Raw genomic sequence first — 23140 nt, 5'->3', positions numbered from 1 at the left:
GCCTAGCGCGGCGCGCTGCAGTCCTTGCACACGCCGAAGATCTCGATGGTGTGGCTGACGTCGGAGAAACCGTGCGCGTCGGCGATCGACTGCGACCACTGCTCGACGGTCGGCCCCTCGACCTCGACGGTGTAGCCGCACGCGCGGCAGACCAGGTGATGGTGGTGTCCGGAGGAACAGCGCCGGTACACCGATTCGCCGGTGTCGGTGCGCAGGACGTCGGCGGTGCCTGCGTCGGCGAGGGTCTGCAGGGTGCGGTAGACGGTGGTGAGCCCGATGCCCTCGCCGCGCTTGCGGAGTTCGTCGTGCAGTTCCTGCGCCGACCGGAACTCCTCGATGTCGTCGAGGAGTGCGGAGATGGCGCTGCGTTGCTTGGTGGCGCGGACTCCCACGACGACGGGTTTGCGCTGGCCGGTGTTCTGGGTCAAGGCTTCTATCCTTCCTCGGCGTGCGCGACGGCGTCCACGACGATGTGGGCGAGGTGGTCGTCCACCAGGCGGTAGAGGACCTCACGTCCGGTGCGTTCGCCGCGTACGACGCCCGCGGCCTTGAGCACGCGAAGATGCTGGCTGATCAGTGGCTGGGTGACGCCGAGTGCCCCGACGAGTTCGTGCACGCAGCGCTCGGATTCGCGGAGTTGGAGGACGATCGCGATGCGGACGGGGGCCGCGAGGGCGCGCAGGATGTCGCCTGCCGCCGTCAGTGTCTCCTTCGACGGCACGGGGGCGGGCGGCGCCGCCTCGAACGGATGCAGATCCCCGGGATCGACGACGCTCACCAGTGATCTCCTTCGGTGTGCCGGACAATGGACGGGACCGTGGCCGCGTGGCCGTCGGCCCCGGGAGGAACACCCCATCTTATTGCAAATCGATTCCATTTTGATATGCACGAATACGCATGTCAACCGGCGGGGTGAACCGACCGCGATCGGGCAGATAGGCTGGGATCCGAAAAGCGCACGTGAACCATGCATCTATTACCCAGATGGAGAGCACCCGAGTGGCACCGAAGTCCAAAGTCGAAACCGTCGTCAATCTCGCCAAGCGTCGTGGCCTGGTCTACCCGTGCGGTGAGATCTACGGAGGCACGAAGTCGGCCTGGGACTACGGCCCCTTGGGCGTCGAGCTCAAGGAGAACATCAAGAAGCAGTGGTGGCGCAACATGGTCACCAGCCGCGAGGACGTCGTCGGCCTCGACTCCTCGGTGATCCTGCCGCGCGAGGTCTGGGTGGCGTCGGGTCACGTCGGCGTGTTCAACGACCCGCTGGTCGAGTGCCTGAACTGTCACAAGCGTCACCGTCAGGACCACCTGCAGGAGGCGTACGCGGAGAAGAAGGGCCTCGACAACCCGGACGACGTCCCCATGGACGTCGTGGGCTGCCCCGACTGCGGCACCGTCGGTCAGTGGACCGAGCCCCGCGACTTCAACATGATGCTCAAGACGTACCTCGGCCCGGTCGAGAGCGAAGAGGGCATGCACTACCTCCGCCCGGAGACCGCGCAGGGCATCTTCGTGAACTTCGCGAACGTGCTCACCACGTCGCGCAAGAAGCCGCCGTTCGGCATCGGCCAGATCGGCAAGAGCTTCCGCAACGAGATCACTCCCGGCAACTTCATCTTCCGCACCCGTGAGTTCGAGCAGATGGAGATGGAATTCTTCGTCAAGCCCGGCGAAGACGAAGAGTGGCACCAGTATTGGATCGACTACCGCATGGACTGGTACACCGGGCTCGGCATCAACAAGGACAACCTGCGGCTGTACGAGCACGCGCAGGACAAGCTGTCGCACTACTCCAAGCGCACCGTCGACATCGAGTACCGCTTCCACTTCCAGGGCAGCGAATGGGGCGAGCTCGAGGGTGTGGCCAACCGCACCGACTTCGACCTGTCGACCCACTCGAAGCACTCGGGCACCGACCTCAACTACTACGACCAGGCGTCCGGTGAGCGGTACACGCCGTACGTCATCGAGCCGGCAGCCGGTCTGACGCGTTCGCTGATGGCGTTCCTCGTCGACGCGTACACCGAGGACGAGGCGCCGAACGCGAAGGGCGGCGTCGACAAGCGCACCGTGCTGCGCCTGGACCGTCGTCTCGCCCCGGTGAAGGCCGCGGTGCTGCCGCTGTCGCGTAACGCGGACCTGACGCCGAAGGCCAAGGATCTCGCCGCGACGCTCCGCCAGCACTGGAACGTCGAGTTCGACGACGCAGGCGCGATCGGCCGCCGCTACCGTCGTCAGGACGAGATCGGCACGCCGTTCTGCATCACCGTGGACTTCGACACCCTCGAGGATCACGCCGTGACCGTGCGTGAGCGCGACTCGATGGCCCAGGAGCGGGTCGCGCTCGACCAGGTGGAGGGCTACCTGGCGCAGCGCCTCATCGGCTCCTGATCCGCGGTCACCTGCGCGCGTCGCAGGTAGTGGTCAGATAGTTCGTCAGGATTCGGCGGTTCTCCTCGGACACCGGGATACGCGAGTATTCCGGTACCGAGGAGCCGACCGCGATCCACAGCGGAAAGACAAAGGGCTTCTTCGCTTCCGCGAGTGCGTGCGGGTCGCAGCGTGCCGCGTCGATCGTGATGTCGATGCTCAGCCGGTCCTCGTCCGCCCGCATGGTGGCGGGCAGCGCCCCACGCAGGGCGTACAGGACGCTGCCGCCGATCTCGTCGACCCGGACGTCACCCGTTGCGGTTCCCCGGCTCACGATGAGCCGAGCGGGGAGGGGAGCGGCCGGCTCCGGCGGCGCCGCCGCAGGGATCAGCGTCACCGGGACGGCCCGCGTCAGTTCCTCTGCGGCGCAGTCTCCGTCGTGGATGCGGCCGAGGACGTCGTACGGGGTGGCGAGCGGCACCCGCACGGGCGACGCGCCCTGATCGGCGACCCCGATCACGGCGTACGCCGGGTCCGGCCGGGTGTCGCAGCGGACGGCGCCGTACTCGGCCTCGACGTCGATCCGGTTGCCGGGGCCGAGTTCGACGACCCGCCCGGTCTCGGGCGCCGCCTCGAAGCCCGGGCTGTCCAGCGCCACGGATGTCACGGTCACGGGCTCGCCGCCGGTATTCGCGATCCGCACGTGGATTCGGCCGCCCGCCGCGTCGTCCTCCCGGCTGCGGTACGCCTCCGCCGACAGCGGGATCGCCGGCTCGTCCCCGGTGTCTCGCCCGCCCGCGCACCCCGACAGGACGCCGCAGCAGGTGGCCGCGAGGCAGGCGAGTGCGACGAATGCTCGGGAGGACGTCAGAATCGGCCGCCCCCGCTGATCCGGCCCGAACTGCTCGGCCCGCCGAACGAACGGGGACCGCTGTCGCGGCCGCCGCCGGAGCCGCGGCTACCCCAGTTGCCGCCGCCGCTGAATCCGCCGCGCAGGATGCTGTCGATCAGGATGCCGCCGAGGATCGCGCCGGTGGCATTCCCGCCGCCGCCACCGGGTCCGGGCCGCTGGCGGGACTCCCAGCGGCTCACGTCGTTCTGCGCCAGGCGCAGCGCGTCGGCGGCCAGGCCCGCGGCGGCCTGGGCGTGCTGCAGTGCGCGGGAGGCGTCGGTGGTGCGCAACTGCTGCGCCCCCGCCAGGTGCCGCTGCGCCTCCGTCAGGCGGGTCCGTGCCTCCGCTCCCACCGCGCCGCGGCGGGTGCCGATGAAGTCCGACGCCGCCGTGACCTGCGACTGCGCCGCCACGAGGTCCTGCTCGAGACGCTGCTGCGCACGCTCGGCCTGCTGCCGCGATTCCTGCGCCTCGGCGAGCACGGCATCGAGTTCCGCGTCGGCCTTCACGATCTGGGTGAAGCTGCCGAGCGGGTCGGTGTCCGCGGCCGTCCGGGCCGCCGCCAGCGCGGCCTCGGCCGCAGTGCGGGCCGCCGCGAGCCGGTCCCCACCCTGCTCGGTGAACTGGGCCGCGGCCGCAATCCCCGCCTCCACGTCGGTGATCGCGGCAGGCAGCGTGGCGATGGCGTGCCGGATGTCCTCCGCGGCGTGATCGACGGCGTCGAGCAGAATCCGGGCCTGTTCGAGGGCGCCCTCGGCGCCGCGGATCGCCGACACCGCCGGTCCCTGCTTCCCCGGTGGCAGGGCGACCGCGTCCCGGCCCTCCGCCACGGCCTTCTCCGCGTACGCGAGCCGCTCCTCCGCCATCGTCACGTTCTGGGCGACGGAAGCGAGTGCGGCGGCCGGGAATTCGGTCTGCAGGGTGGCGAGGGTCTGCGTGGAGTCGGGAATGCGTACGGTCAGCGCCACCATGTCGCGGGTGAGCGCGTCGAGCCGATCGGGGGCGTTGATCAGCAGGTCCCGCAAACCGTCGAACTCCTGGACCTTCTCGTTGAGTTCGCGGTCGGCGCGCCCGCACGAGGTGATGATGTCGATGAGCATCTCCCGCTGCTGCTGCGGGGTCTCGGGGATCGCGTCGTCGAGTCGCTGACGCACGGTGAACGCCGCCGCGAGGGTGGACTGCGCGGTGTCGAACGCCGCCGTGAACGCAGCGGTGGCCTGCTCGCCGAATTCGCCGCGGGCCAGTTCGAGTTCCTCCTGGCTCGTGCGCAGCGCGTCGTCCGTCTCGACGAGCACCTCCTTGGCTCGCTCGTCGAGCGTGTCCAACGGCAGCGCCGTCAGTGCGGCCGTGTCTTCGGGGCTGATGCTGCGTGCCGCCTCGACGCCCGCCCGGGACCGGTCGTGCTTCCTCTTCCGCGAATACAGGACGAGCCCGCCCGCGCCCACGACGACCACGCCGCCGCCGATCAGCAGCGTGCGCACCGACATTCCGCCGCCCGGACTCATCGCGTCACCGAGCCCGCCTGCCGCGGCGATCGCGCCGCCGGCCCAGTCCTCCTCGCGCAGGGCCGGTTCCACCGCGTCCACCCGGATCGACTCGGCTTCGTCGCTGGTGATCTCGGACAGCCCGTCCGGTGCGATGAGGGCGTACTCACGGTCGACCGTCGCGACCGCGAGCAGTGCGTCGCGATCGCCGAGGGACGATGCCTGCGCCGTCTGATCCGCCCACGGGCCTGCGCCGAGACCGTTGAAGTCGGGAACGTAGACCACCCACAACCGCACCTTGTGCTCGTCGTAGAGCTGGTCGATCGCGGCCTGGACGTCGCTCTGCTGGTCCGCGTCGAGTACCCCGACGGTGTCCGTGATCTGACCGGGCAGGCGGAACGGTGCGTCCGCCGACGCGATCGCGGGGGAGAACAGGATCGCCACGAGCGTCAGGAGTGTGGAGACGGCGCCGAGGGCGGCGCACCGCCGGGCGCCGGGGAAGGGGATTCGGGGGTGGGACGACGGCGTCTGCTCGAGGCGCGGTGCGAGTGGCATGCCAGCAAATCTATCGGGTGTGGCGAGTCGTCATCGGGACAGTTCGGCGACAGCTGGCAGAATCAGGGAGTGAATTCTGCACCGAGCCGTGAACGCCACGACCTCCCGCGCCATCCTGCGCGCCTGGGGTTCGCAGGCACGCTGGCGCGGTGGACCCGCCGGATCATCGCCGGCGTCGTTCTCCTCGCGGCGACTCTGGTGCTCGGCACCGCGGTCCGGGTGTGGCAGGTCGCGCGGATCGACGACACGTCGACGGCCGACGCGATCGTGGTGCTCGGCGCCGCCCAGTACTCGGGAACCCCGTCGTCCGTGTTCGAGGCCAGGCTCGAGCAGGCGTACAAGCTGTACGAGCGCGGGGTGGCCCCGGAGGTCATCACGGTCGGCGGCAAGCAGGAGGGCGACGAGTACACCGAGGCGGCGTCCGGGAAGAATTACCTGATCTCGCGCGGTGTCCCCGCCGACAGCATCACCGCGGTCGAGGAGGGATCCGACACCCTGCTCAGCATCGAGGCGGTGAGTGAGGCGATGGGTGCGCAGGGCATCGATTCGGCGGTGCTCGTCAGCGACCCGTGGCATTCGCTGCGGACCCGGACGATGGCCCGCGACGCCGGACTCGAGGCCTGGACGGCGCCCACCCGGCAGGGGCCCGCGGTGTTCACCCGAGAGTCGCAGTTGCACGGAATCGCCCGGGAGACAGGGGCGTTGATCTGGTATCAGCTCACTCACTTCTCGGCCGACTTCCCCTACACGGCGGGACAGTAGGCGTTTCGATGACACCACACACGACACCCCGCGGCGAGGTGTACTCCGCGCACGACGTCGCCCGGCGGGTCCGCGAGGCACCGAAACGGGCGGGGATCCCGGGCAGTCAGATCGCGGCCGCCCAGCACCGCTCCGTCTTCTCCCGCGACCGCGCGCGCGTCCAGCACTCGGCAGCGCTGCGCAGGCTCGCCGACAAGACCCAGGTGGTGGGCCCCCGGGACGGGGACACCCCGCGGACGCGGTTGACGCACTCGATCGAGGTGGCGCAGATCGGCCGCGGGATCGCCGACGGTCTCGGCTGCGATCCCGATCTGGTCGACCTCGCCGGCCTCGCGCACGACATCGGTCACCCGCCGTACGGTCACAACGGTGAGAAGGCCCTCGACGAGGTCGCGGAACGCTGCGGCGGATTCGAGGGCAACGCCCAGAATCTGCGCATCCTGACGAACCTCGAACCGAAGGTGCTCTACCCCGACGGACGCAGCGCCGGGCTCAACCTGACCCGGGCGTCGCTGGACGCGGCGATCAAGTACCCGTGGACCCGGCCGCGCCCGGGCGCCAAGTTCGGGGCCTACGACGACGACGCCGAGGTGCTCGCGTGGATCCGTGAGGGCGCCCCGGACGGTCACCAGTGTCTCGAGGCGCAGGTCATGGACTGGGCCGACGACGTCGCCTACTCCGTGCACGACGTCGAGGACGGGGTAATCGACGGGCGCATCGACCTGCGTGCGCTGGCCGATCCGGTGGACCAGCGGGCGCTCGCCGAGTTCGGCGCCGCGGAGTTCGTGGGACTCGACGTCGAGGAACTCGTCGAGGCCGCGAAACGGCTCAGCCTTCTGCCGGTCGTCGTCGCGGTGGGCAGCTACGACGGCACGCTCACCAGTTCGGTCGCGCTGAAGAACCTCACCAGCGAACTGGTGGGCCGGTTCGCGACCGCCGCGATCATCGGGACCCGCGACGTCCACGGCGACAAGCCGGTCGCCCGGTACGACGCCGATCTGGTGGTCCCGCCGGTGGTGGCGTCCGAGGTGGCGCTGCTCAAGACGTTCGCATTGAATTTCGTGATGTCCGATGCCGGCCACCGGGCGCGGCAGGAACGGCAGCGGGACCGCGTGCACCGCGTCGCGGAATGGCTGCTTGCGACCGCACCCGACGGGCTCGACCCGATCCTGGTTCCGGCCTGGAACGCCGCGGCCGACGACCCCGCACGGGTCCGGGTCGTCGTCGACCAGATCGCCTCCTACACCGAGAGCAGGCTCGAACGCGTCGACAAGTCCAGTCTCGGGGCCCAGGCGAGCTGGGGCTGACGAACATCGAAGTCGGACCAATCCGGCCGGCGCGGTGCTACGAATAGGACTACAGACAGCTTGCACCCAATGGTCAGGGAGACCGGATGAAGTCTGCAGTGCGCAAGATCATCGGTTCGACGTCCGCAGCGCTGGCGGTGGCGGTCGGCGCCGCCCTGCTGGCCCCACCCGCGGTACAGGCCGCGCCCGCATACCCGTTCGCCGACCCCGACCCGTTCTACGGTGCGCCCGCCGATGTCGGGGCGCGCGCCGACGGTGACGTGCTGGCGAGCCGCCCGGTCGCCGCCACCGGTTTCCCCACCGCCGACGCCTGGCAGGTCAAGTACAAGTCGACCAACTCCGCAGGCGCGCCCATCGCCGCGGTCACCACGGTGCTGGTGCCCCGTGGCACTCCCGCGAACCGGCCGCTGGTGTCGTATCAGCCGTTCGTCAACGCGCTCGGGCTCGAATGCGCACCGTCGCATCAGCTGTTCGACGGCGGACTCCAGGAGGCCCCGGCCCTCAACGCCCTGCTCGCGCGGGGCTGGGCGGTCGCCGTGCCCGACCACCTCGGTCCCACCAGCGCGTACGGGGCGGCGAAACTCGGCGGCCGGCTCGTCCTCGACGGCGTCCGCGCCGCGCAGCGGCTCCCCGAGGCCGGTCTCGGCGGTAGTCCGGTCGGGCTCGCCGGGTACTCGGGTGGCGCCATGGCGACCAACTGGGCTGCGGCGCTCGCCCCCACCTACGCCCCGGAATTGAACATCGTGGGCGCCGCCGAGGGCGGCACCCCGGTCAACATCGGCGAACTGGCCGACCGCCTCGGCGGCACCCGCTCGCAGGCATTCGGCCTGGGTTTCGCGGCCGCGATCGGGCTCGAGCGTGAGTACCCGACGCGTTCCCCGCTCGGGGACGGCCTCAACGACGAGGGACTCGCCCTGCGCGCGCAGATGAGCAACATGTGCACCGATTCGATCCTCGGCGCCGGTGCGGGCAAATCGCTGCCCGACCTGACCAACGGTCCCGGGATCCTCGCCGATCCGTCCGGCCGCGCGGTGATGGACGAGAACAGCGTCGAACTGTATCCGGGGGTTCCGCGGACCCCGATGTTCGTCTGGCACGGCAGCGCGGACCCCCTCGTCGCCATCGGACCGGTGCAGAACACCGTCGCCCGGTACTGCTCACAGGGTGCGCGGGTGCAGTTCGACGTGATCCCGGGCGCCGACCACGGCACCGCCACCATGCTCGGCGCCGGCCCCGCGTTCAGCTATCTCGGCGACCGATTCGCCGGGATCCCCGCCCCGTCGAACTGCTGATCCCGAGGCGGAATTCCGGGCTCCGGGAGAGCGCCTAGACTGTCGGGCGTGGCTGGCAGAATCCCTGATCGTGACGTTGCGGCCATTCGCGAGCGCACACGGATCGAGGACATCGTGGGGGAGTACGTCTCCCTCAAGCGCGCCGGCGGCGACTCCATGAAGGGGCTGTGCCCGTTCCACGACGAGAAGTCGCCGTCGTTCCACGTGCGCCCCAACCACGGGCACTTCCACTGCTTCGGGTGCGGCGAGGGCGGCGACGTCTACTCGTTCCTCCAGAAGATCGACCACATCAGTTTCGTCGAGGCCGTCGAGCAGTTGGCCGACCGGCTGAACTACACCATCTCGTACGAGGGTGGCGGAACGTCGGTGCAGCGCGACCGCGGCACCCGCGCCCGGCTGGTCGCGGCCAACGCGGCGGCGCAGGAGTTCTACTCGGCGCGTCTACAGGAGCCCGACGCGCAGGCCGCCCGCGACTACCTGACGGAACGGAACTTCGACGCCCAGGCCGCGCAGCAGTTCGGCTGCGGGTATGCGCCCGACGGCTGGGACATCCTCACGAAGCATTTGCTGGGCAAGGGTTTCGACGTCAAGGAACTCGAGGCCGCGGGCCTGTCGAAGGCAGGGCGGCGCGGTCACATCGACCGCTTCCACCGGCGGCTGCTCTGGCCGATCCGGAACCTGTCCGGCGACGTCATCGGTTTCGGCGCCCGCAAGTTGTTCGACGACGACACCATGCCCGGCAAGTACGTCAACACGCCGGAAACCGTGCTGTACAAGAAGTCTCAGGTGCTGTTCGGGCTCGACCTCGCCAAGCGGGAGATCGCCAAGGGGCATCAGGCGGTGGTGGTCGAGGGATACACCGACGTCATGGCGATGCACCTGGCCGGGGTCAAGACCGCCGTCGCCGCCTGCGGCACCGCGTTCGGTGACGACCACCTCTCGATGTTGCGTCGACTGCTGATGGACGACAGCTATTTTCGCGGCGAGATCATCTACACGTTCGACGGGGACGCCGCAGGCCAGGCCGCGGCGATGAAGGCGTTCGAGGGTGACCAGAAGATGGCCGGGCAGACGTTCGTCGCCGTCGCGCCCGACGGCATGGACCCGTGCGAACTGCGGCAGAAGTCCGGTGACGCCGCCGTCCGCGATCTGGTGGCGCGCCGCACCCCGATGTTCGAGTTCGTGGTCAAGTCGATCCTCACCGAGCACGACCTCGAGACCGCGGAGGGCAGGGTCGAGGCGCTGAAGCGCACGGTGCCGGTGGTCGCCCAGATCAAGGAAGCGACTCTGCGTGACAGTTACTCCGTCCAGTTGTCCGGCTGGGTGGGCTGGGACGACATCGCCGCGGTCCGGCAACGGGTGCGGGACGAGGCGCGCAGGGGGGCGTCCACCCGCGGGTCGGTGCCCGCGCCGCCCAGGAAGCGGGCGGCCAGGGACGACAACCAGGACGCCCCGCCGTTGCCGGTCGGCCTGTCCCGGCCCCGGCCGAACGACCCGACGTTGTGGGCGCAACGCGAGGCGCTGAAGGGTGCGTTGCAGTACCCGGCCATCGCGGGCACCGTCTTCGACTCGCTGCCGGTGGAGACGTTCACGCACCCGACGTACGTCGTGATCCGCGAATCGATGATCGCGGCGGGCGGCGCCAGCGCGGGCCTCGGCGGCGGCGAGTGGGTCGACGCAGTCAGTCGGGGAGTCGAGGACGTCACAGCGGCGTCTCTCGTGTCCGAACTCGCCGTCGAACCGTTGCCCGCCGAGGAGGACACCGTCCCGCGATACATCTCCGGCGTCATCGCACGCCTGCAGGAGGTGTGGGTGGGGGAGCAGGTGGCGGAACTGAAATCCAAGCTGCAGCGCATCTCGCCGGCGACGGCGTCGGACGAGTTCCACTCGCTGCTCGGCGACCTCGTCGCCCTGGAACAGTACCGCCGGAGCCTGCTCGATCAGGCGATCGGCGACACCAACCGTGACGGCATGGCCGGCTGAACCGGCCGCCGTCGGCTACTTTTTCTTGAGCTGATCCTGGGGAACCAGGATGGTCGTGTCCTCGTCGAGCGGTTTCATGGGTTCGAGCTTGGGCTGGGTGTTCAGCGAGTCGGACAGCTTTTGTCGTGACATCTGCAACACCTTCTTCGTGGCCGGGCTGGTGGCCACGGCCTTGGTGGCCCGGCTGATCTGTTCGTAGCGCGCACGTCCTGCTCGCGTACCCAGCACGTACCCAGCAGCGATACCGATCAACAACCGCATCATTCCCGCTTCCTCCCGACGCACAACGACCTTCCCCATCCTGCCTGATGCGTCGACAGGCAGGCGATTTGGTACTGGGGTGGGGCTATGCGCTACAGTTTCTCTCGCATCGCCGGGAACGGCGAAGCACAGCAGAATAATCCCCTGTAGCTCAATTGGCAGAGCTTCCGACTGTTAATCGGACGGTTGCTGGTTCGAGTCCAGCCGGGGGAGCACCGAAACCCCGTCCGGTCCATCCGGGCGGGGTTTTCTGCTGCACCCGGCCAATTCGGATCGGTGCGCGTCCCGGGCGAGTACATTCCCGCTGTATCGGCAGCAAGCGACCGCGGGGTGTGCGATGAGCGAGGACGGCGGCGAAACCGAGCGGACGGGGCCGGTCCGGCGTTTCGGCGCCGGCGACGCCCCACGGTGGTTGCTGCCCTCGATCCTGTACGTCCTGCTGGCCGTCGCCGCCTACCAGTTGTCGGGGTGGCTGTTCGTCAACCTGCGCGGATTCCTGGGACTGCTGTTTCTCGCGTGGCTGTTCAGCATCACGCTCGAACCGGTCGTCGACTGGCTCGAGCGCCGGGGGCTGCGGCGCGGCCTCGCCACCGGACTCGTGTTGCTGGCACTGTTCGTCTTCGCCATCGGATTTCTGGCGCTCTTCGGGACACTGCTCGCCCAGCAGCTCGCCCAGCTCCTCAAGGCCTTGCCTAGCGCCCTGTCCTCCGTCACCGACTGGTCCAATCGTGTCTTCGACACAGACTTCGCGACCGGCGAGGATCTGATCCGCCTCACCCCCGAGACCGTGCGGGACCTCGCCGAGCGATTCACGCCCGGAGTTCTCGGCGTGCTGTCCTCGCTGCTCGGCGTCGTCTTCCAGATGTTGACGCTGCTGCTGTTCGTGTTCTACATGTCCGCGCAGGGACCGGCTCTCCGCCGCACCATCTCGAGCTGGTTTCCCGCGCGGCAACAGCGGGTCATCTCGGTGGTCTGGGAGATCTCGGTCGAGAAGGCCGGTGGTTACGTCGTGTCGCGGCTCATCCTCGCCGCCATCAGTTCGGTCGCCACCGGCATCTTCCTCGTGGTGATCGGCGTGCCCTATTGGCTGCCGCTGGCACTGTGGACCGGCATCGTCTCGCAGTTCGTCCCCACGCTGGGCACCTACCTCGCGATCGCCCTCCCGGCGATCATCGCGGCGGCGTCCCAGCCCATGGACGGCGTGTGGGTGATCGTGTTCGGCACCGTCTACCAGCAGATCGAGAACTACGTGCTGCACCCGCGCATCACGTCCGCGACGGTCTCGATCCACCCCGCGGTCGCGTTCGGGTCGGTGATCGTGGGCGCCTCGCTGTTCGGTGCGGTCGGAGCGCTGGTGTCGGTCCCGGTGGTCGCGGCAATCCAGGCACTCGTCGAAACGTACGGGCGACGATACGAACTCGTCGCCGACGAACCGGCGACGGTCATCTCAGTCGAACAACGCGAACACACGAGCGACGAAGAACGCCGCGATTCCCAGGATGAGTAGCCCGATCAGGATGAAGGCGAGGACCGGCACCGTCCGACCCGGCATCGGCTGCGGGTGCGACAACCCCGACGTCTGGCCGGCGTCCGGTGGTGTGTCGCCCGGCTGAACGCCCCCACCCGCGTCGAGGGCGGGTGCATCTTCCGGTTCCGGTCCTGGATGTTCGACGCTCATCGTCCACTCCTTTCCCGTGATCCTCGGCAATGACGGTGACACCCGCGTACCCCGGGAGGCGTATTTGCACACAGGACGACGAGCAGGCGCCGCGATCGGGACGTCGAATCGACCCGTCGACGACGAAAAGCGCTGTCGGGACCGGCTTCGTCCCGGCTACGCGCCCGCGGCGGGCGCACGGTAACATCGGCAGGCCGCGATGCGAGTAGTGCGGTGATGGGGCGGTAGCTCAGTCGGTTAGAGCCGTGGACTCATAATCCATTGGTCGCGGGTTCGAGCCCCGCCCGCCCCACCCACTTCCCCGGTCGGCCGGGGCTTCCCAAGTCGGCCCGGATGCGGGCAGTGTGAAGTCCATGGAGTTGGCGCGCGAGGAACGGGAAGAATTCGCCGAACTGCTCGCCAGTCTGTCCCCGCACCAGTGGGAGTCGCCGAGCCTGTGCGAGCGGTGGCGGGTCCGGGACGTGGTCGCGCACGTGATCAGCTACGACGAACTCGATTTCCGCAGCCTGGCCGCACGGTTCGCGAAGGGCTGGTTCCTGCAGGACCGGGTCAACGAACTCGGGGTCGCCGACCTCGCGGACCGCACCCCCGCGCAGCTGCTCGAGTTGATGCGCATTCACGCCGAACCCAGCGGTCTGCCAGCCGGTTTCGGTGGGAGGATCGCCCTCGTCGACGGCATGATCCATCAACAGGACATCCGGCGACCCCTGGCGATTCCCCGGACCATCCCCCCGCGGCGGCTGCGCACGGCGCTGGAGTTCGCGCGGTTCGCTCCGCTGATCCGCGGCGCCTGGCGAGCTCGCGGGGTGAAGCTGGTGGCGACGGATCTCGACTGGTCCCACGGCCGGGGACCGCAGGTGAGTGGAAGCGGGGAAGCGCTGCTGATGGCGATGGCTGGACGCCGCGACGCACTCGGCGACCTCACCGGTCCCGGCCGGTCGGCATTCGCCGCCCACGTCGGCACCTGACCGAGGCACGCACGTGCCGCGTCGTTGTTCTCGGTGCCGGAGCGGGGCAGACTGAAAGTCACCCGAGGAGGCCATCGTGGACCTGCAGATCGTGCCGATCGACAAGCCCGAAGACATGAACGTGATCATCGGACAGTCCCACTTCATCAAGACCGTCGAGGACGTGCACGAGGCCCTGGTGGGAGTGGGTCCGCACCTCCGGTTCGGTATCGCGTTCTGCGAGGCGTCGGGACCCCGTCTCGTGCGCAACTCCGGCAACGACGACCGCCTCGTCGAGTTGGCCACGCGCAACGCCGTCGCCGTCGGCGCGGGCCACTCGTTCTTCGTATTTCTGGAGGACGGCTATCCGGTGAACGTCCTGAACACGCTGAAACAGGTGCCGGAGGTGTGCGGCATCTTCTGCGCCACCGCCAACCCCGTCGAAATCATCGTGGCCGAGACGGAACTCGGCCGGGGCATCGCCGGCGTGATCGACGGGCGCCCACCGGCCGGTGTGGAGACGAGTGCCGACGTCGCCGACCGCAAGGCGTTGCTGCGAACGATCGGCTACAAACTCTGAGCGAGCGCATCCGCCCGGCGCTCTACGATGACCGGCATGGCGATCACTCCCGACACGAAGAACTGGACCTGGGTCCTCGACCGGGCGTGCCCCGACTGCGGGTTCGATTCGGCCGCAACCCGGTACGAGGACATTCCCGCTCTGGTCCGGGCGAACGCGGATGCCTGGTCGCCGGTCCTCACCCGTGCCGACGTGACTGTCCGGCCGAACGAGCAGACGTGGTCGGCCCTCGAGTACGCCGCGCACGTTCGCGACGTGTTCCGGATCTTCGACGTCCGCCTCCGGCTCATCCTCGAGCAGACGGATCCCCCGTTCCCGAACTGGGATCAGGACGAGACGGCGATCGCCGAGCGCTACAACGAGCAGGACCCGGTCGTCGTGGACGCCGAACTGCGTGCGGCAGGCGCCGCGGTGGCGGACAACTTCGCGGCCGTCACGCCGGAACTCCGGTCGCGGACCGGGCGGCGGAGCGACGGCGCCTCGTTCACGGTGGAGACCCTCGCCAGGTATTTCGTCCACGACCCGATCCACCACCTCCACGACGTGTCGGGGTAACAGTTTCGGATTCCCGGACCCGATTCGGTAGAACGTGTTCCAATTCGATCGGTTTGTGTCTATCGTCACATCAGCAGATGTGCAGACATGAACGAAGGGTTGGAGTCACATGAAGACCAAGGGTGCGATCCTGTGGGGCCTGAACGAGCCGTGGTCGGTCGAGGAGATCGAGATCGGCGATCCGGTTGCGGGCGAGGTGCAGATTCGCATGGAAGCGGCCGGAATGTGCCACTCCGACCACCACATCGTCACCGGTTCGATGCCCATGGCGTCCTTCCCGGTGATGGGCGGCCACGAAGGGTCCGGCGTCATCACCAAGCTGGGCCCGGAGGTGAAGGATCTCGAGGTCGGCGACCACGTGGTGCTCTCCTTCGTACCCGCCTGCGGACGCTGTCCGGCGTGCTCGGCGGGACATCAGAATCTCTGCGACCTCGGGATGGGGCTCCTGAGCGGGCTGGCGATCAGTGACGGCACGTTCCGCATCCACGCGCGCGGCGAGAACGTCATCCCCATGTGCCTGCTCGGAACGTTCTCGCCCTACATGGTCGTGCACGAGACGTCGGTCGTGAAGATCGACAAGGACATTCCCTTCGACGTCGCCGCCCTCGTCGGCTGCGGCGTACCCACCGGATGGGGTTCGGCGACGCGGATGGCGGAGGTGAAGCCGGGCGAATCCGTCGTCATCATGGGTGTCGGCGGTGTCGGCATGAGCGCGCTGCAGGGCGCGGTGGCGTCCGGGGCCCGTCAGATCTTCGCCATCGACCCGGTGCCGTGGAAGCGGGAACAGGCGCTGAAGTTCGGGGCAACCCACGCGTTCGAGAGCGCCGCCGCCGCGATCGAGCCGATCATCGCACTCACCAACGGGCTGATGGCGCAGAAGACGATCATCACGGTCGGGGAGATGCGCGGCGAATACGTCGAGGAAGCCCTGCTGCTCACCAGCAAGTTCGGCACGTGCGTCGTCACGGCGATGGGCGCGATGACCGACATGGACGTCAAACTGAACCTGTTCCTCTTCTCGATGCTGCAGAAGGACCTGAAGGGCACCATCTTCGGCGGCGGCAACGCCCGCGTCGAGATCCCGAACCTGCTGGCCATGTACAAGTCGGGGCAGCTGAACCTCGACGACATGATCACCCGCACCTACAGCCTCGAAGGCGTCAACGACGGGTACCAGGACATGCTCGACGGCAAGAACATTCGCGGCGTCATCCGGTACACCGAAGCCGACTGGTGACGGTCTCGTAGTCTGACCGGGTGCAGAGTCTCGATCAGATTGCCCGATGGCCCGTGGACAACGCTGCGGCGGTGGTCCTGTCGCGAGACGAAGGGGTGATCGGCGAGTACGGCGACCAGCAGCGCGTCTTCCCGCTGGCCTCGGTGACCAAACTGCTCTGCGCGTACGCAGTCCTGGTGGCCACCGAGGAGGGGGCCGTCGAACTCGACCAGTCCGCAGGCCCGGAGGGCTCGACGGTGCGTCATCTGCTGGCGCACGCGTCGGGCCTCGCCTTCGACGCGGACCGGGTGCAGACGGCACCGGGGCGCAAGCGGATCTACTCCAGCGCCGGCTTCGAGGTGCTCGCCGACCTCCTCACCGCCGAGACGTCGATCGACTTCGCCGACTACGTTTCGGAATCCGTCTTCGCTCCGCTGTCGATGACCGCGTCCGCTCTGGTCGGGCCCGCCGGCCACGGAGCGCAGGCGTCGGCGGGAGACCTCGGCCGCTTCGCCGCCGAACTGTTCCGCCCGGCGCTCATTTCGCCTCAGACGTTCGCGGACGCCACCTCGGTGCAATTCCCCGGACTGGACGGAATTCTGCCCGGATACGGCTCACAGCGTCCCAACGACTGGGGTCTGGGATTCGAGATCCGGTCGGGCAAGAGCCCGCACTGGACCGGCACGGGCAACTCGCCACAGACGTTCGGACACTTCGGGCAGTCCGGCACGTTCCTCTGGGTCGATCCGGTCGCGGGCCTGGCGTGCGTCGCGTTGACGGACCGGGACTTCGGCGACTGGGCCAAGCCCGTGTGGACCGAGCTGAGCGACGGTATCCTCTCGGAACGCCGACGACGATGACACACCGATTGCTCGAATCACTGGCGCAACACACGCATCACAGGGCACACTGGTCAACCGAGCGTGCTGCACACACCGACTGAGGCCGTTGGGGAAGACGTCCCTCGTCGAAGCAGGAGGCTCGAGTGCGCGCATTGAATCAGTTCGCGGACGTGACGGCTGGTGTTGTCTATATCCACTCGTCGCCCGCCGCGTTGTGCCCCCATATCGAATGGGCGCTGACCGCGACCCTCGACTGCCGAGCGAACCTGAAATGGACCTCGCAGCCGGCTTCCAACGGCGTTCTGCGCGCGACCACCAACTGGGTGGGGCCCGTCGGCACCGCCTCGCGGTTGGTCAATGCGCTCCGCGCCTGGCCGATGCTGCGTTTCGAGGTCACCGAGGACGCCAGCGAGGGCGTGGACGGCGAACGGTTCAGTCACGTGCCCGGCATGGGTCTGTGGCACGGATCCACCAGCGCGAACGGCGATGTCGTCGTGGGGGAGATGCGACTGCGGGCACTGATGCAGGCGGGCGGTGACATCGCGGCCGAACTGGACTACGCCCTCGGAACCGCCTGGGACGAGGCGCTGGAGCCGTTCCGCAGCGGCGGCGAAGGCGCCGAGGTCACCTGGCTGCGCCGCGACGTCGGCTGACACCCGCACACGGACGCGAAAAGGCCCCCACCGCCGGTGGGGGCCTTCTCTCGATCAATGCTCAGATCACAGGGGGATGTTCTTGTGGTCGCCGCGGGTGGAAGGGACGGCGGCGAGGGCGGCGGTGACGACACTGCGCGTCTTGGCCGGGTCGATCTCCTCGTCCACCACACCGATCGCGACGGCGCGGTCGACGCCGCCGGCGATGCTCTCGTGCTCGACGGCCAGACGCTCGTGCAGGGCTTCGCGCTCTTCTTCCGGCGCCGCGGCCAGGGCGCGCTTGTGCAGGATGCCCACGGCCGCCTTGGCGCCCATGACGGCGACCTCGGCGTCGGGCCACGCGTAGACGGCGGTGGCGCCGAGAGCACGGGAGTTCATGGCGATGTAGGCGCCGCCGTAGATCTTGCGGGTCACGACCGTCACCCGGGGCACGGTGGCTTCGGCGAACGCGTGGAGCAGTTTGGCTCCGCGGCGCACGACGCCTTCCCATTCCATGCTCACCCCGGGGAGGTATCCGGGAACGTCCACGACCACGACCAGCGGGATGCCGAATGCGTTGCACAGCCGGACGAAGCGAGCCGACTTCTCGGCGCTCTCCGAGTTCAGGCACCCGCCCAGGCGCAGCGGGTTGTTGGCGATGACCCCGACGGTGCGGCCGCCGAGGCGTCCGAGTCCGGTGACGATGCTGCGGGCGTAATTGCCCTGCAGTTCCTCGAAACTCGACTCGCCCTCGACGTTGTCGAGAAGTTCGTGAACGATCGGGCGGACGTCGTAGGCGCGCTTCGCCGACTCCGGCATGAGCGCGCGGAGATCGGTGTCGCCGTGCGCGGCCGCGGCCTGATCGAATTCGCCCTGCTCGCAGAACATGGACACCAGGCGGCGCGCCCGGTGCAGAGCGTCACCCTCGTCGTGGGCGGCGATGTGCGCCACACCCGACTTCTTGGTGTGCGTGTCGGGGCCGCCGAGCGACACCATGTCGACCTGCTCGCCGGTGACGCTGCGGACCACGTCGGGTCCGGTGACGAACACGCGGGCCTCGGGCGCCATGATGACGACGTCGGTCAGCGCGGGACCGTATGCCGCACCACCGGCCGCGAAGCCGAGGACGACGGAAATCTGTGGGACGCGGCCGGACGCGCGGACCATGGCCTCGAAGACCAGTCCGACGGCGTGCAGGGCCTCGACGCCCTCGGCGAGACGCGCGCCACCCGAGTGCCAGAGCCCGACGATGGGGGCATCTTCCTCGAGGGCGGTATCGATCGCCGTCACAATGTGTTTGCAGCCCTCGACACCCATGGCGCCGCCCATGACGGTGGCATCGGAGCAGTAGGCGATGGTGCGGACACCGTCGATGTTGCCGGACGCGGCCAGCACACCGGACTTGTCACGCGGATGGAGCGGGACGACCGTCCCGGCGTCGAACAGCTTCTCGAGGCGCGCAAGGGGATCGCGCGGGTCGATCGACGCATCGGACTTCGTCGCGGGTGCCAGGATTGTCATCGCGTCCTCCTCTGTAGGGGGCCCCTCGAGGGCTGTCGATGGGTGGAGACCCCTTCAGAGAAGAGGTCTCCACCCGCGATCTAGCAGGACCGGCTGTCAGACCCGGCCGAAGGCGAGCGCGACGTTGTGCCCACCGAAACCAAACGAGTTGTTGATCGCGAAATCGATCTCGCCGTACCGGGCTTCGCCCTTGACGACATCCAGGTCGATCTCTGGATCCTGATTCTCGAGATTCAGCGTGGGCGGAATGACTCCGTCACGCAGGCTCAGGACCGTGAGCACCGCCTCGAGCGCACCGACGGCGCCGATCGAGTGCCCCAACGCGGACTTCGGTGCGTACACCGCAGCATGGTTGCCGACGGCAGCCTTGATGGCGTTCGCCTCGGCGGTGTCACCGATCGGCGTAGCCGTGGCGTGCGCGTTGATGTGCTGGATGTCCTTCTTCGTCAATCCAGCAGTCTCGATCGCCCTCGTCATGGCCCGCGCAGCGCCCGAACCCGAGGGGTCGGGAGCGACGATGTGGAACCCGTCGGAGGTGATCCCCGCGCCCAGCAGGCGGGCGTGGATGGTGGCACCGCGAGCCTTGGCGTGCTCCTCGGTCTCGAGGACCATCATCGCTCCGGCCTCACCGAACACGAAGCCGTCGCGATCCTTGTCGAACGGCCGTGAAGCCGCCTTCGGATCGTCGTTGCGGGTGCTCAGCGCACGCATCATCGCGAAGCTCGCGATCGGCACGGCGTCGAGGTAACCCTCCACGCCACCGGCGACGATGATGTCGGCGTCGCCCATCACCAGCATGCGGTACGCATGGGCGATGGCCTCGGAACCCGACGAGCAGGCCGACACGGGAGTGATCACTCCGGCGCGGGCCCCCAGCTCGAGTCCGACGGTGGCCGACGGACCGTTGGGCATCACCATCTGGACGGCGAACGGCGACACCTTGCGGTAGCCACCGGCCTTCATCTTCTCGACGGCGTCGATCAGAGCTTCGCCGCCGCCGAGTCCGGTGCCGATGACGACGCCGAGGCGATCCTTGTCGACCTCCGGGCTGCCGGCGTTCTCCCAGACCTGACGGCCCAGGACGAGCGCCAACCGCTCGACGAAGCTCATCCGGCGGATCTCGACCCGGGACAGCGACTCGTCGGGCGACACCTTCAGCTTGCCGCCGATCGTCACCGGAAGGTCGTTCTCCGTGACGAACGCTTCCTGGATGGTGTCGATGCCGCTCTCGCCGGCCAACAGGCCTTTCCACGTGGCATCCACGTCACCAGCGATCGACGTCGTAGCCGCGAGGCTGGTGACGACGATGTTGGGGAACTGTCTCCCGTTGGTCGAGGCGGAAGTCACGGCTGAGCTCACTCCTCGTCGTTCTTGGCAGCTTCGAGCTTGGCCTTCACGGCCTCCGCGTCGGCGCCACCTTCTGCTTCGAGCTTCTGGATGTAGTTCACGGCGTCACCGACGGTGCGCAGTCCGGCGAGATCCTCGTCGGGGATCTTCACGCCGTACTTGTCCTCGGTCTGGACGGCGATCTCAACCATGGAGAGGGAGTCGATGTCGAGGTCGTCGACGAAAGACTTTTCGATGGTCACCTCGGACGGCTCAATACCGGTGACCTCCTCGATGATCTCCGCGAGTCCGGCGATGATGTCTTCCTGGGTGGCGGCCACTGAGTGGCTCCCTTCTGATTCGGTGTAGATGTATCTGGAGTTGTGCAGGCACGTCCCCATCGGCCGCGCCTGCGGGCCCTGCACGCACCGAGGTGCGCGCAGCAAACTAGCCGAGTTCTGTCAGTTCGGCTAGCGCGGAGATATCCCCCGGGGTCTTGAGTGCCAGAGTCGGCGTGCCGCGCATTTCACGCTTGGCGATACCGACCAGGGTTCCGGCTGGTGGAAGTTCCGCGATCGCCGAGACCTGAGCGGTCCGCAGGCTCGCGGTACACAGGTCCCAACGCACAGGTCGGGTTACCTGCGCGGCCAGCTTAGTCAGTGCGTCGGCTCCGGATGCGACCGGTGCGCCGTCGGCGTTGGAGAGCAGAGTGCGGGTGGGTTCACCCGGTGTGATCTTGGACGCAGCCTCGGTGACGGCCTCCTGCGCGGGAGCCATGAACCGGGTGTGGAACGCGCCCGCGACGGGCAGTGCACGGACCCGCGCCTTCTCCGGCGGGTTGGCCGCGAGTTCCCCGAGCGCCGTCAGCAGACCTGCCGCGACGATCTGGCCCGCGGCGTTGCGGTTCGCCGGTTCGAGGCCCAGTTCGTCGAGGCGGGCGAGCACCTCGGCCTCGTCGCCCCCGAGGACCGCGGACATGCCGGTCGGTTCGAGTGCGCACGCCTTGGCCATCTCCGCGCCGCGGACGGCGGCGAGTGCGACGGCGTCGTCGGCGGAGAGGACCCCGGCGACAGCGGCCGCGGCGAGTTCACCGACGGAGTGCCCGGCCGCGATGGTGTCTGCGGGAACCAGGCCACGCGCGTCGAGTTCCTCGAACGCGAGGATTGCGGCGGCCACGACGAGAGGCTGAGTCACCGACGTGTCGGTGATCTCCTCCGCGGTCGCGGTGGTACCGAGGCGGACGAGGTCGAGGCCGGCAGCCTTCGACCACAGTGCGACACGGTCATGAGAACCCGGCAGCTCCAACCAAGGGATGAGCATGCCGGGAGTCTGAGAGCCCTGACCCGGGGCGAGCAACGAAATCACTCTTCAAGAGAACACCGTCGACGGCGTACCGCGAGATGTCGTTGCGGATGAACCTTTGTCGGCGGATTTGTTGGGTTCCCACAAAATTGCACGTGGGGTCCTCGCATCGAATCTGGACAGACGTTCGTTACAGCCCTGCTTCTCCGAATGGGAAGGGTGTGACTGGTGTTAAACGTGATATGGGTTCGTTATGGGAATGTGTCAATCGACCCACGGTGGCGGCCACTCTGAGCACATACGCATCCCGCGGATTCGTCGGATCGCGTCCCGTGACTTCGGCGATTCTCTTCAGTCGATACCGCACAGTATTTGGATGAACAAACAGCTGCCGGGCACAAGTCTCAACCGCACCTCCACAGTCGAGATACGCGTCCAAAGTGTCGGTGAGAACACCTCCGGCGGCCGCCAGCGGAGCGACCAGATGGTCGTTGAGAGCGGTGACTGCGGCGTTGTCGCCGAGCAGTGCCCGCTCGGGTAGCAACTCGGCGGCGTGGACGGGCCGGGGGGCGCCCCGCCAGCCGGCGACCGCCTGCATCGCGGCGAGCGCCTCGACGGCACTGAAGTGGGCCGCGCCGAGCGTCGGCGTGGTCGGCCCGATGATCACCGGCTCGTCCGAGAACTTGCCGAGCAGGTCGGTCATGAAACTCGAGTGCCCCGACCCCTCCTGCAGCTCGCCGCTGACGACCATCACGAGGCGCGAACCCTGCACGACGGCGAGCGCCGCCCGGCCGTGCCTCTGCGCGATGGTGTGGACCGTGCCGACGACCGAGACCCGTTCGTCCTCGGGCGGTGTGCCGACGATGACGGTGGCGGGGGCGGTGGCGTCCCAGTTGAGGGTCGCCGCCCGCGACAACATGTCGGACCCGGTGTCGCCGCGGACCACGGCGTCGACCACGAGGGCCTCGAGCCGCGTGTCCCAGGCGCCGCGGGACTCCGCGGCACTGGCGTACACGGAGGCGGCGGCGAAACCCAGTTCGCGGCCGTAGCGGAGTACGGCCTCGGTGAGCGCGATCAGTTGCTGGTCGTTGCGGGCGAGTGCCGGGAGCCACTGCTCGAAGAACTCCATCGCCACCCGCACCATGTCCACCGTCTGGCTGAGGGTGAGCCTGCGCGCGAGATCCTGCGGAATCACCTGGAACGCGTCCAGGCTGAACCGGATGTCACTGTCCGGGTTCTTCAGCCATTCGAGGAAATTGACGACTGCGGTCTGGACCAGCAACTGCACGTTGGAACGCTGAGCGGCGTCGAGGTCGTCGAAGAACGGCAGCTGATCCTGCATCGTCGTGACGGCCTCGGTCGAGAGGCGCCCGGAGAACTGTTTGACGCGACGCAACAGTGCGTCGGGCAACGGATCCCGGGTTTGTCGTCTGCGGGAGACCAACGGACTCTGCTCGACCATAGTCAAGAACCTACGCGCACCGCCGCCCGTGTTGTCCGACGGACACACGGGCGGCGGTGGGTGAGGATGGCGGCGTTACGCGCTTCCGGTATCCGTGTAGGAGACGGCGGCGGCGCGGACGTCGTCGATGCGGTACTTCGTGGCGGCTTCGACGGCCTTGGAGCGGTCGAGGG

General features: G+C 68.4%; 23 protein-coding genes, 2 tRNA genes and 1 pseudogene. 14 read left to right on the top strand and 12 right to left on the bottom strand.

The window, feature by feature from the left end; translation table 11 throughout:
- Nucleotides 1-2 precede the first annotated feature (2 nt).
- Both MLGJGCBP_RS38330 and MLGJGCBP_RS38325 read right to left on the bottom strand, forming a co-directional pair.
- Nucleotides 3-428: a Fur family transcriptional regulator gene (locus tag MLGJGCBP_RS38330; protein WP_160102435.1), complete on the bottom strand. Its 426-nt coding sequence runs from the start codon at nt 426-428 to the stop codon at nt 3-5.
- 5 nt (nt 429-433) lie between these two features.
- Nucleotides 434-778 carry an ArsR/SmtB family transcription factor gene (locus tag MLGJGCBP_RS38325; RefSeq protein ID WP_087559582.1) on the bottom strand — a complete coding sequence of 115 codons (345 nt, stop codon included), beginning with the start codon at nt 776-778 and terminating at the stop codon, nt 434-436.
- Nucleotides 779-999: 221 nt separating this feature from the next.
- Between MLGJGCBP_RS38325 and MLGJGCBP_RS38320 the strand changes: the two genes are divergently transcribed.
- The gene (locus MLGJGCBP_RS38320) at nt 1000-2391 is read left to right on the top strand and encodes a glycine--tRNA ligase (RefSeq protein WP_043826260.1); all 1392 of its coding nucleotides are present in this window, start codon (nt 1000-1002) and stop codon (nt 2389-2391) included.
- 7 nt (nt 2392-2398) lie between these two features.
- Here MLGJGCBP_RS38320 and MLGJGCBP_RS38315 read toward each other — a convergent pair whose 3' ends face one another.
- Complete coding sequence (locus MLGJGCBP_RS38315) at nt 2399-3043, bottom strand: hypothetical protein (protein ID WP_236581613.1); 645 nt, start codon at nt 3041-3043, stop codon at nt 2399-2401.
- Nucleotides 3044-3237: 194 nt separating this feature from the next.
- Nucleotides 3238-5301 (bottom strand): TPM domain-containing protein, encoded by a 2064-nt coding sequence (locus MLGJGCBP_RS38310; RefSeq protein WP_160102431.1) that lies wholly within the window; start codon nt 5299-5301, stop codon nt 3238-3240.
- Nucleotides 5302-5370: 69 nt separating this feature from the next.
- Here MLGJGCBP_RS38310 and MLGJGCBP_RS38305 point away from each other — a divergent pair, with 69 nt between their 5' ends.
- From MLGJGCBP_RS38305 to dnaG, 4 genes are all read left to right on the top strand, one after another.
- On the top strand, nt 5371-6063 hold the full coding sequence (locus MLGJGCBP_RS38305) for a YdcF family protein (RefSeq protein ID WP_087559585.1): 693 nt from the start codon (nt 5371-5373) through the stop codon (nt 6061-6063).
- A gap of 8 nt (nt 6064-6071) precedes the next feature.
- Nucleotides 6072-7370, top strand: coding sequence for a deoxyguanosinetriphosphate triphosphohydrolase (locus MLGJGCBP_RS38300; protein ID WP_087559586.1), 1299 nt, complete (start codon nt 6072-6074; stop codon nt 7368-7370).
- Nucleotides 7371-7456: 86 nt separating this feature from the next.
- Nucleotides 7457-8662 carry a lipase family protein gene (locus MLGJGCBP_RS38295; RefSeq protein ID WP_236581611.1) on the top strand — a complete coding sequence of 402 codons (1206 nt, stop codon included), beginning with the start codon at nt 7457-7459 and terminating at the stop codon, nt 8660-8662.
- 48 nt (nt 8663-8710) lie between these two features.
- Nucleotides 8711-10645 carry a DNA primase gene (dnaG, locus tag MLGJGCBP_RS38290; protein ID WP_160102429.1) on the top strand — a complete coding sequence of 645 codons (1935 nt, stop codon included), beginning with the start codon at nt 8711-8713 and terminating at the stop codon, nt 10643-10645.
- 15 nt (nt 10646-10660) lie between these two features.
- Here dnaG and MLGJGCBP_RS38285 read toward each other — a convergent pair whose 3' ends face one another.
- Nucleotides 10661-10909, bottom strand: coding sequence for a hypothetical protein (locus tag MLGJGCBP_RS38285; RefSeq protein WP_037226505.1), 249 nt, complete (start codon nt 10907-10909; stop codon nt 10661-10663).
- 137 nt (nt 10910-11046) lie between these two features.
- Here MLGJGCBP_RS38285 and MLGJGCBP_RS38280 point away from each other — a divergent pair.
- Nucleotides 11047-11119 (top strand) — tRNA-Asn (locus MLGJGCBP_RS38280).
- Nucleotides 11120-11243: 124 nt separating this feature from the next.
- Nucleotides 11244-12413 (top strand): AI-2E family transporter, encoded by a 1170-nt coding sequence (locus MLGJGCBP_RS38275; RefSeq protein ID WP_160102427.1) that lies wholly within the window; start codon nt 11244-11246, stop codon nt 12411-12413.
- Here MLGJGCBP_RS38275 and MLGJGCBP_RS38270 read toward each other — a convergent pair.
- Nucleotides 12354-12584 carry a DUF6480 family protein gene (locus MLGJGCBP_RS38270; protein ID WP_087559590.1) on the bottom strand — a complete coding sequence of 77 codons (231 nt, stop codon included), beginning with the start codon at nt 12582-12584 and terminating at the stop codon, nt 12354-12356. The two genes, MLGJGCBP_RS38275 and MLGJGCBP_RS38270, sit on opposite strands and share 60 nt — an antisense overlap.
- 218 nt (nt 12585-12802) lie before the next feature.
- On the opposite strand from MLGJGCBP_RS38270, the gene MLGJGCBP_RS38265 reads away from it, so the two are divergent.
- The 7 genes from MLGJGCBP_RS38265 (at nt 12803) to MLGJGCBP_RS38235 (ending at nt 17377) form a co-directional block, all read left to right on the top strand.
- Nucleotides 12803-12876, top strand: a tRNA-Ile gene (locus MLGJGCBP_RS38265).
- Between the two features lie 61 nt (nt 12877-12937).
- Entirely contained in the window at nt 12938-13552 is a 615-nt protein-coding gene (locus MLGJGCBP_RS38260; RefSeq protein WP_201453311.1) for a maleylpyruvate isomerase family mycothiol-dependent enzyme, read from the top strand.
- Between the two features lie 76 nt (nt 13553-13628).
- Entirely contained in the window at nt 13629-14111 is a 483-nt protein-coding gene (locus tag MLGJGCBP_RS38255) for an adenosine-specific kinase (protein WP_087559592.1), read from the top strand.
- 36 nt (nt 14112-14147) lie between these two features.
- Entirely contained in the window at nt 14148-14666 is a 519-nt protein-coding gene (locus tag MLGJGCBP_RS38250) for a DinB family protein (protein ID WP_160102423.1), read from the top strand.
- A gap of 109 nt (nt 14667-14775) precedes the next feature.
- Complete coding sequence (locus MLGJGCBP_RS38245; protein ID WP_087559595.1) at nt 14776-15903, top strand: NDMA-dependent alcohol dehydrogenase; 1128 nt, start codon at nt 14776-14778, stop codon at nt 15901-15903.
- Between the two features lie 20 nt (nt 15904-15923).
- Nucleotides 15924-16742: a serine hydrolase domain-containing protein gene (locus MLGJGCBP_RS38240; protein WP_160102421.1), complete on the top strand. Its 819-nt coding sequence runs from the start codon at nt 15924-15926 to the stop codon at nt 16740-16742.
- A gap of 125 nt (nt 16743-16867) precedes the next feature.
- A complete protein-coding gene (locus MLGJGCBP_RS38235; protein WP_087559597.1) occupies nt 16868-17377 on the top strand; it encodes a DUF3145 domain-containing protein in 510 nt (169 codons plus the stop codon).
- A 66-nt stretch (nt 17378-17443) separates the two neighbouring features.
- Here MLGJGCBP_RS38235 and MLGJGCBP_RS38230 read toward each other — a convergent pair whose 3' ends face one another.
- The 6 genes and pseudogenes from MLGJGCBP_RS38230 to MLGJGCBP_RS54450 all read right to left on the bottom strand — a co-directional run.
- On the bottom strand, nt 17444-18877 hold the full coding sequence (locus MLGJGCBP_RS38230; protein WP_087559598.1) for an acyl-CoA carboxylase subunit beta: 1434 nt from the start codon (nt 18875-18877) through the stop codon (nt 17444-17446).
- A 96-nt stretch (nt 18878-18973) separates the two neighbouring features.
- Nucleotides 18974-20224, bottom strand: coding sequence for a KasA/KasB family beta-ketoacyl-ACP synthase (locus tag MLGJGCBP_RS38225; RefSeq protein ID WP_087559599.1), 1251 nt, complete (start codon nt 20222-20224; stop codon nt 18974-18976).
- An 8-nt stretch (nt 20225-20232) separates the two neighbouring features.
- Nucleotides 20233-20544: a meromycolate extension acyl carrier protein AcpM gene (gene acpM, locus MLGJGCBP_RS38220; RefSeq protein ID WP_087559600.1), complete on the bottom strand. Its 312-nt coding sequence runs from the start codon at nt 20542-20544 to the stop codon at nt 20233-20235.
- A gap of 106 nt (nt 20545-20650) precedes the next feature.
- A complete protein-coding gene (locus MLGJGCBP_RS38215) occupies nt 20651-21568 on the bottom strand; it encodes an ACP S-malonyltransferase (protein WP_160102418.1) in 918 nt (305 codons plus the stop codon).
- A gap of 127 nt (nt 21569-21695) precedes the next feature.
- A complete protein-coding gene (locus MLGJGCBP_RS38210; RefSeq protein ID WP_012688158.1) occupies nt 21696-22967 on the bottom strand; it encodes a PucR family transcriptional regulator in 1272 nt (423 codons plus the stop codon).
- A gap of 75 nt (nt 22968-23042) precedes the next feature.
- Nucleotides 23043-23140: pseudogene (locus MLGJGCBP_RS54450) on the bottom strand (transketolase-like TK C-terminal-containing protein); the annotation flags it as partial.

Origin of the sequence: Rhodococcus sp. T7 (assembly GCF_009872365.1) — a bacterium.
Lineage (GTDB): Bacteria > Actinomycetota > Actinomycetes > Mycobacteriales > Mycobacteriaceae > Rhodococcus_F.
The sequence above is the reverse complement of the archived record's forward strand: the minus strand, read 5'-3'. Positions and strand labels throughout refer to the sequence as shown.

What these genes read in the sequence shown, in the direction of transcription:
- MLGJGCBP_RS38295 (WP_236581611.1), top strand. Translation starts at nt 7,457, where the DNA reads ATGAAGTCTGCAGTGCGCAAGATCATCGGTTCGACGTCCGCAGCGCTG.
- MLGJGCBP_RS38310 (WP_160102431.1), bottom strand. Translation starts at nt 5,301, where the DNA reads ATGCCACTCGCACCGCGCCTCGAGCAGACGCCGTCGTCCCACCCCCGA.
- MLGJGCBP_RS38300 (WP_087559586.1), top strand. Translation starts at nt 6,072, where the DNA reads ATGACACCACACACGACACCCCGCGGCGAGGTGTACTCCGCGCACGAC.
- MLGJGCBP_RS38250 (WP_160102423.1), top strand. Translation starts at nt 14,148, where the DNA reads ATGGCGATCACTCCCGACACGAAGAACTGGACCTGGGTCCTCGACCGG.
- MLGJGCBP_RS38285 (WP_037226505.1), bottom strand. Translation starts at nt 10,909, where the DNA reads ATGATGCGGTTGTTGATCGGTATCGCTGCTGGGTACGTGCTGGGTACG.
- MLGJGCBP_RS38260 (WP_201453311.1), top strand. Translation starts at nt 12,938, where the DNA reads ATGGAGTTGGCGCGCGAGGAACGGGAAGAATTCGCCGAACTGCTCGCC.
- MLGJGCBP_RS38210 (WP_012688158.1), bottom strand. Translation starts at nt 22,967, where the DNA reads ATGGTCGAGCAGAGTCCGTTGGTCTCCCGCAGACGACAAACCCGGGAT.
- MLGJGCBP_RS38275 (WP_160102427.1), top strand. Translation starts at nt 11,244, where the DNA reads ATGAGCGAGGACGGCGGCGAAACCGAGCGGACGGGGCCGGTCCGGCGT.
- MLGJGCBP_RS38230 (WP_087559598.1), bottom strand. Translation starts at nt 18,877, where the DNA reads ATGACAATCCTGGCACCCGCGACGAAGTCCGATGCGTCGATCGACCCG.
- MLGJGCBP_RS38270 (WP_087559590.1), bottom strand. Translation starts at nt 12,584, where the DNA reads ATGAGCGTCGAACATCCAGGACCGGAACCGGAAGATGCACCCGCCCTC.
- MLGJGCBP_RS38245 (WP_087559595.1), top strand. Translation starts at nt 14,776, where the DNA reads ATGAAGACCAAGGGTGCGATCCTGTGGGGCCTGAACGAGCCGTGGTCG.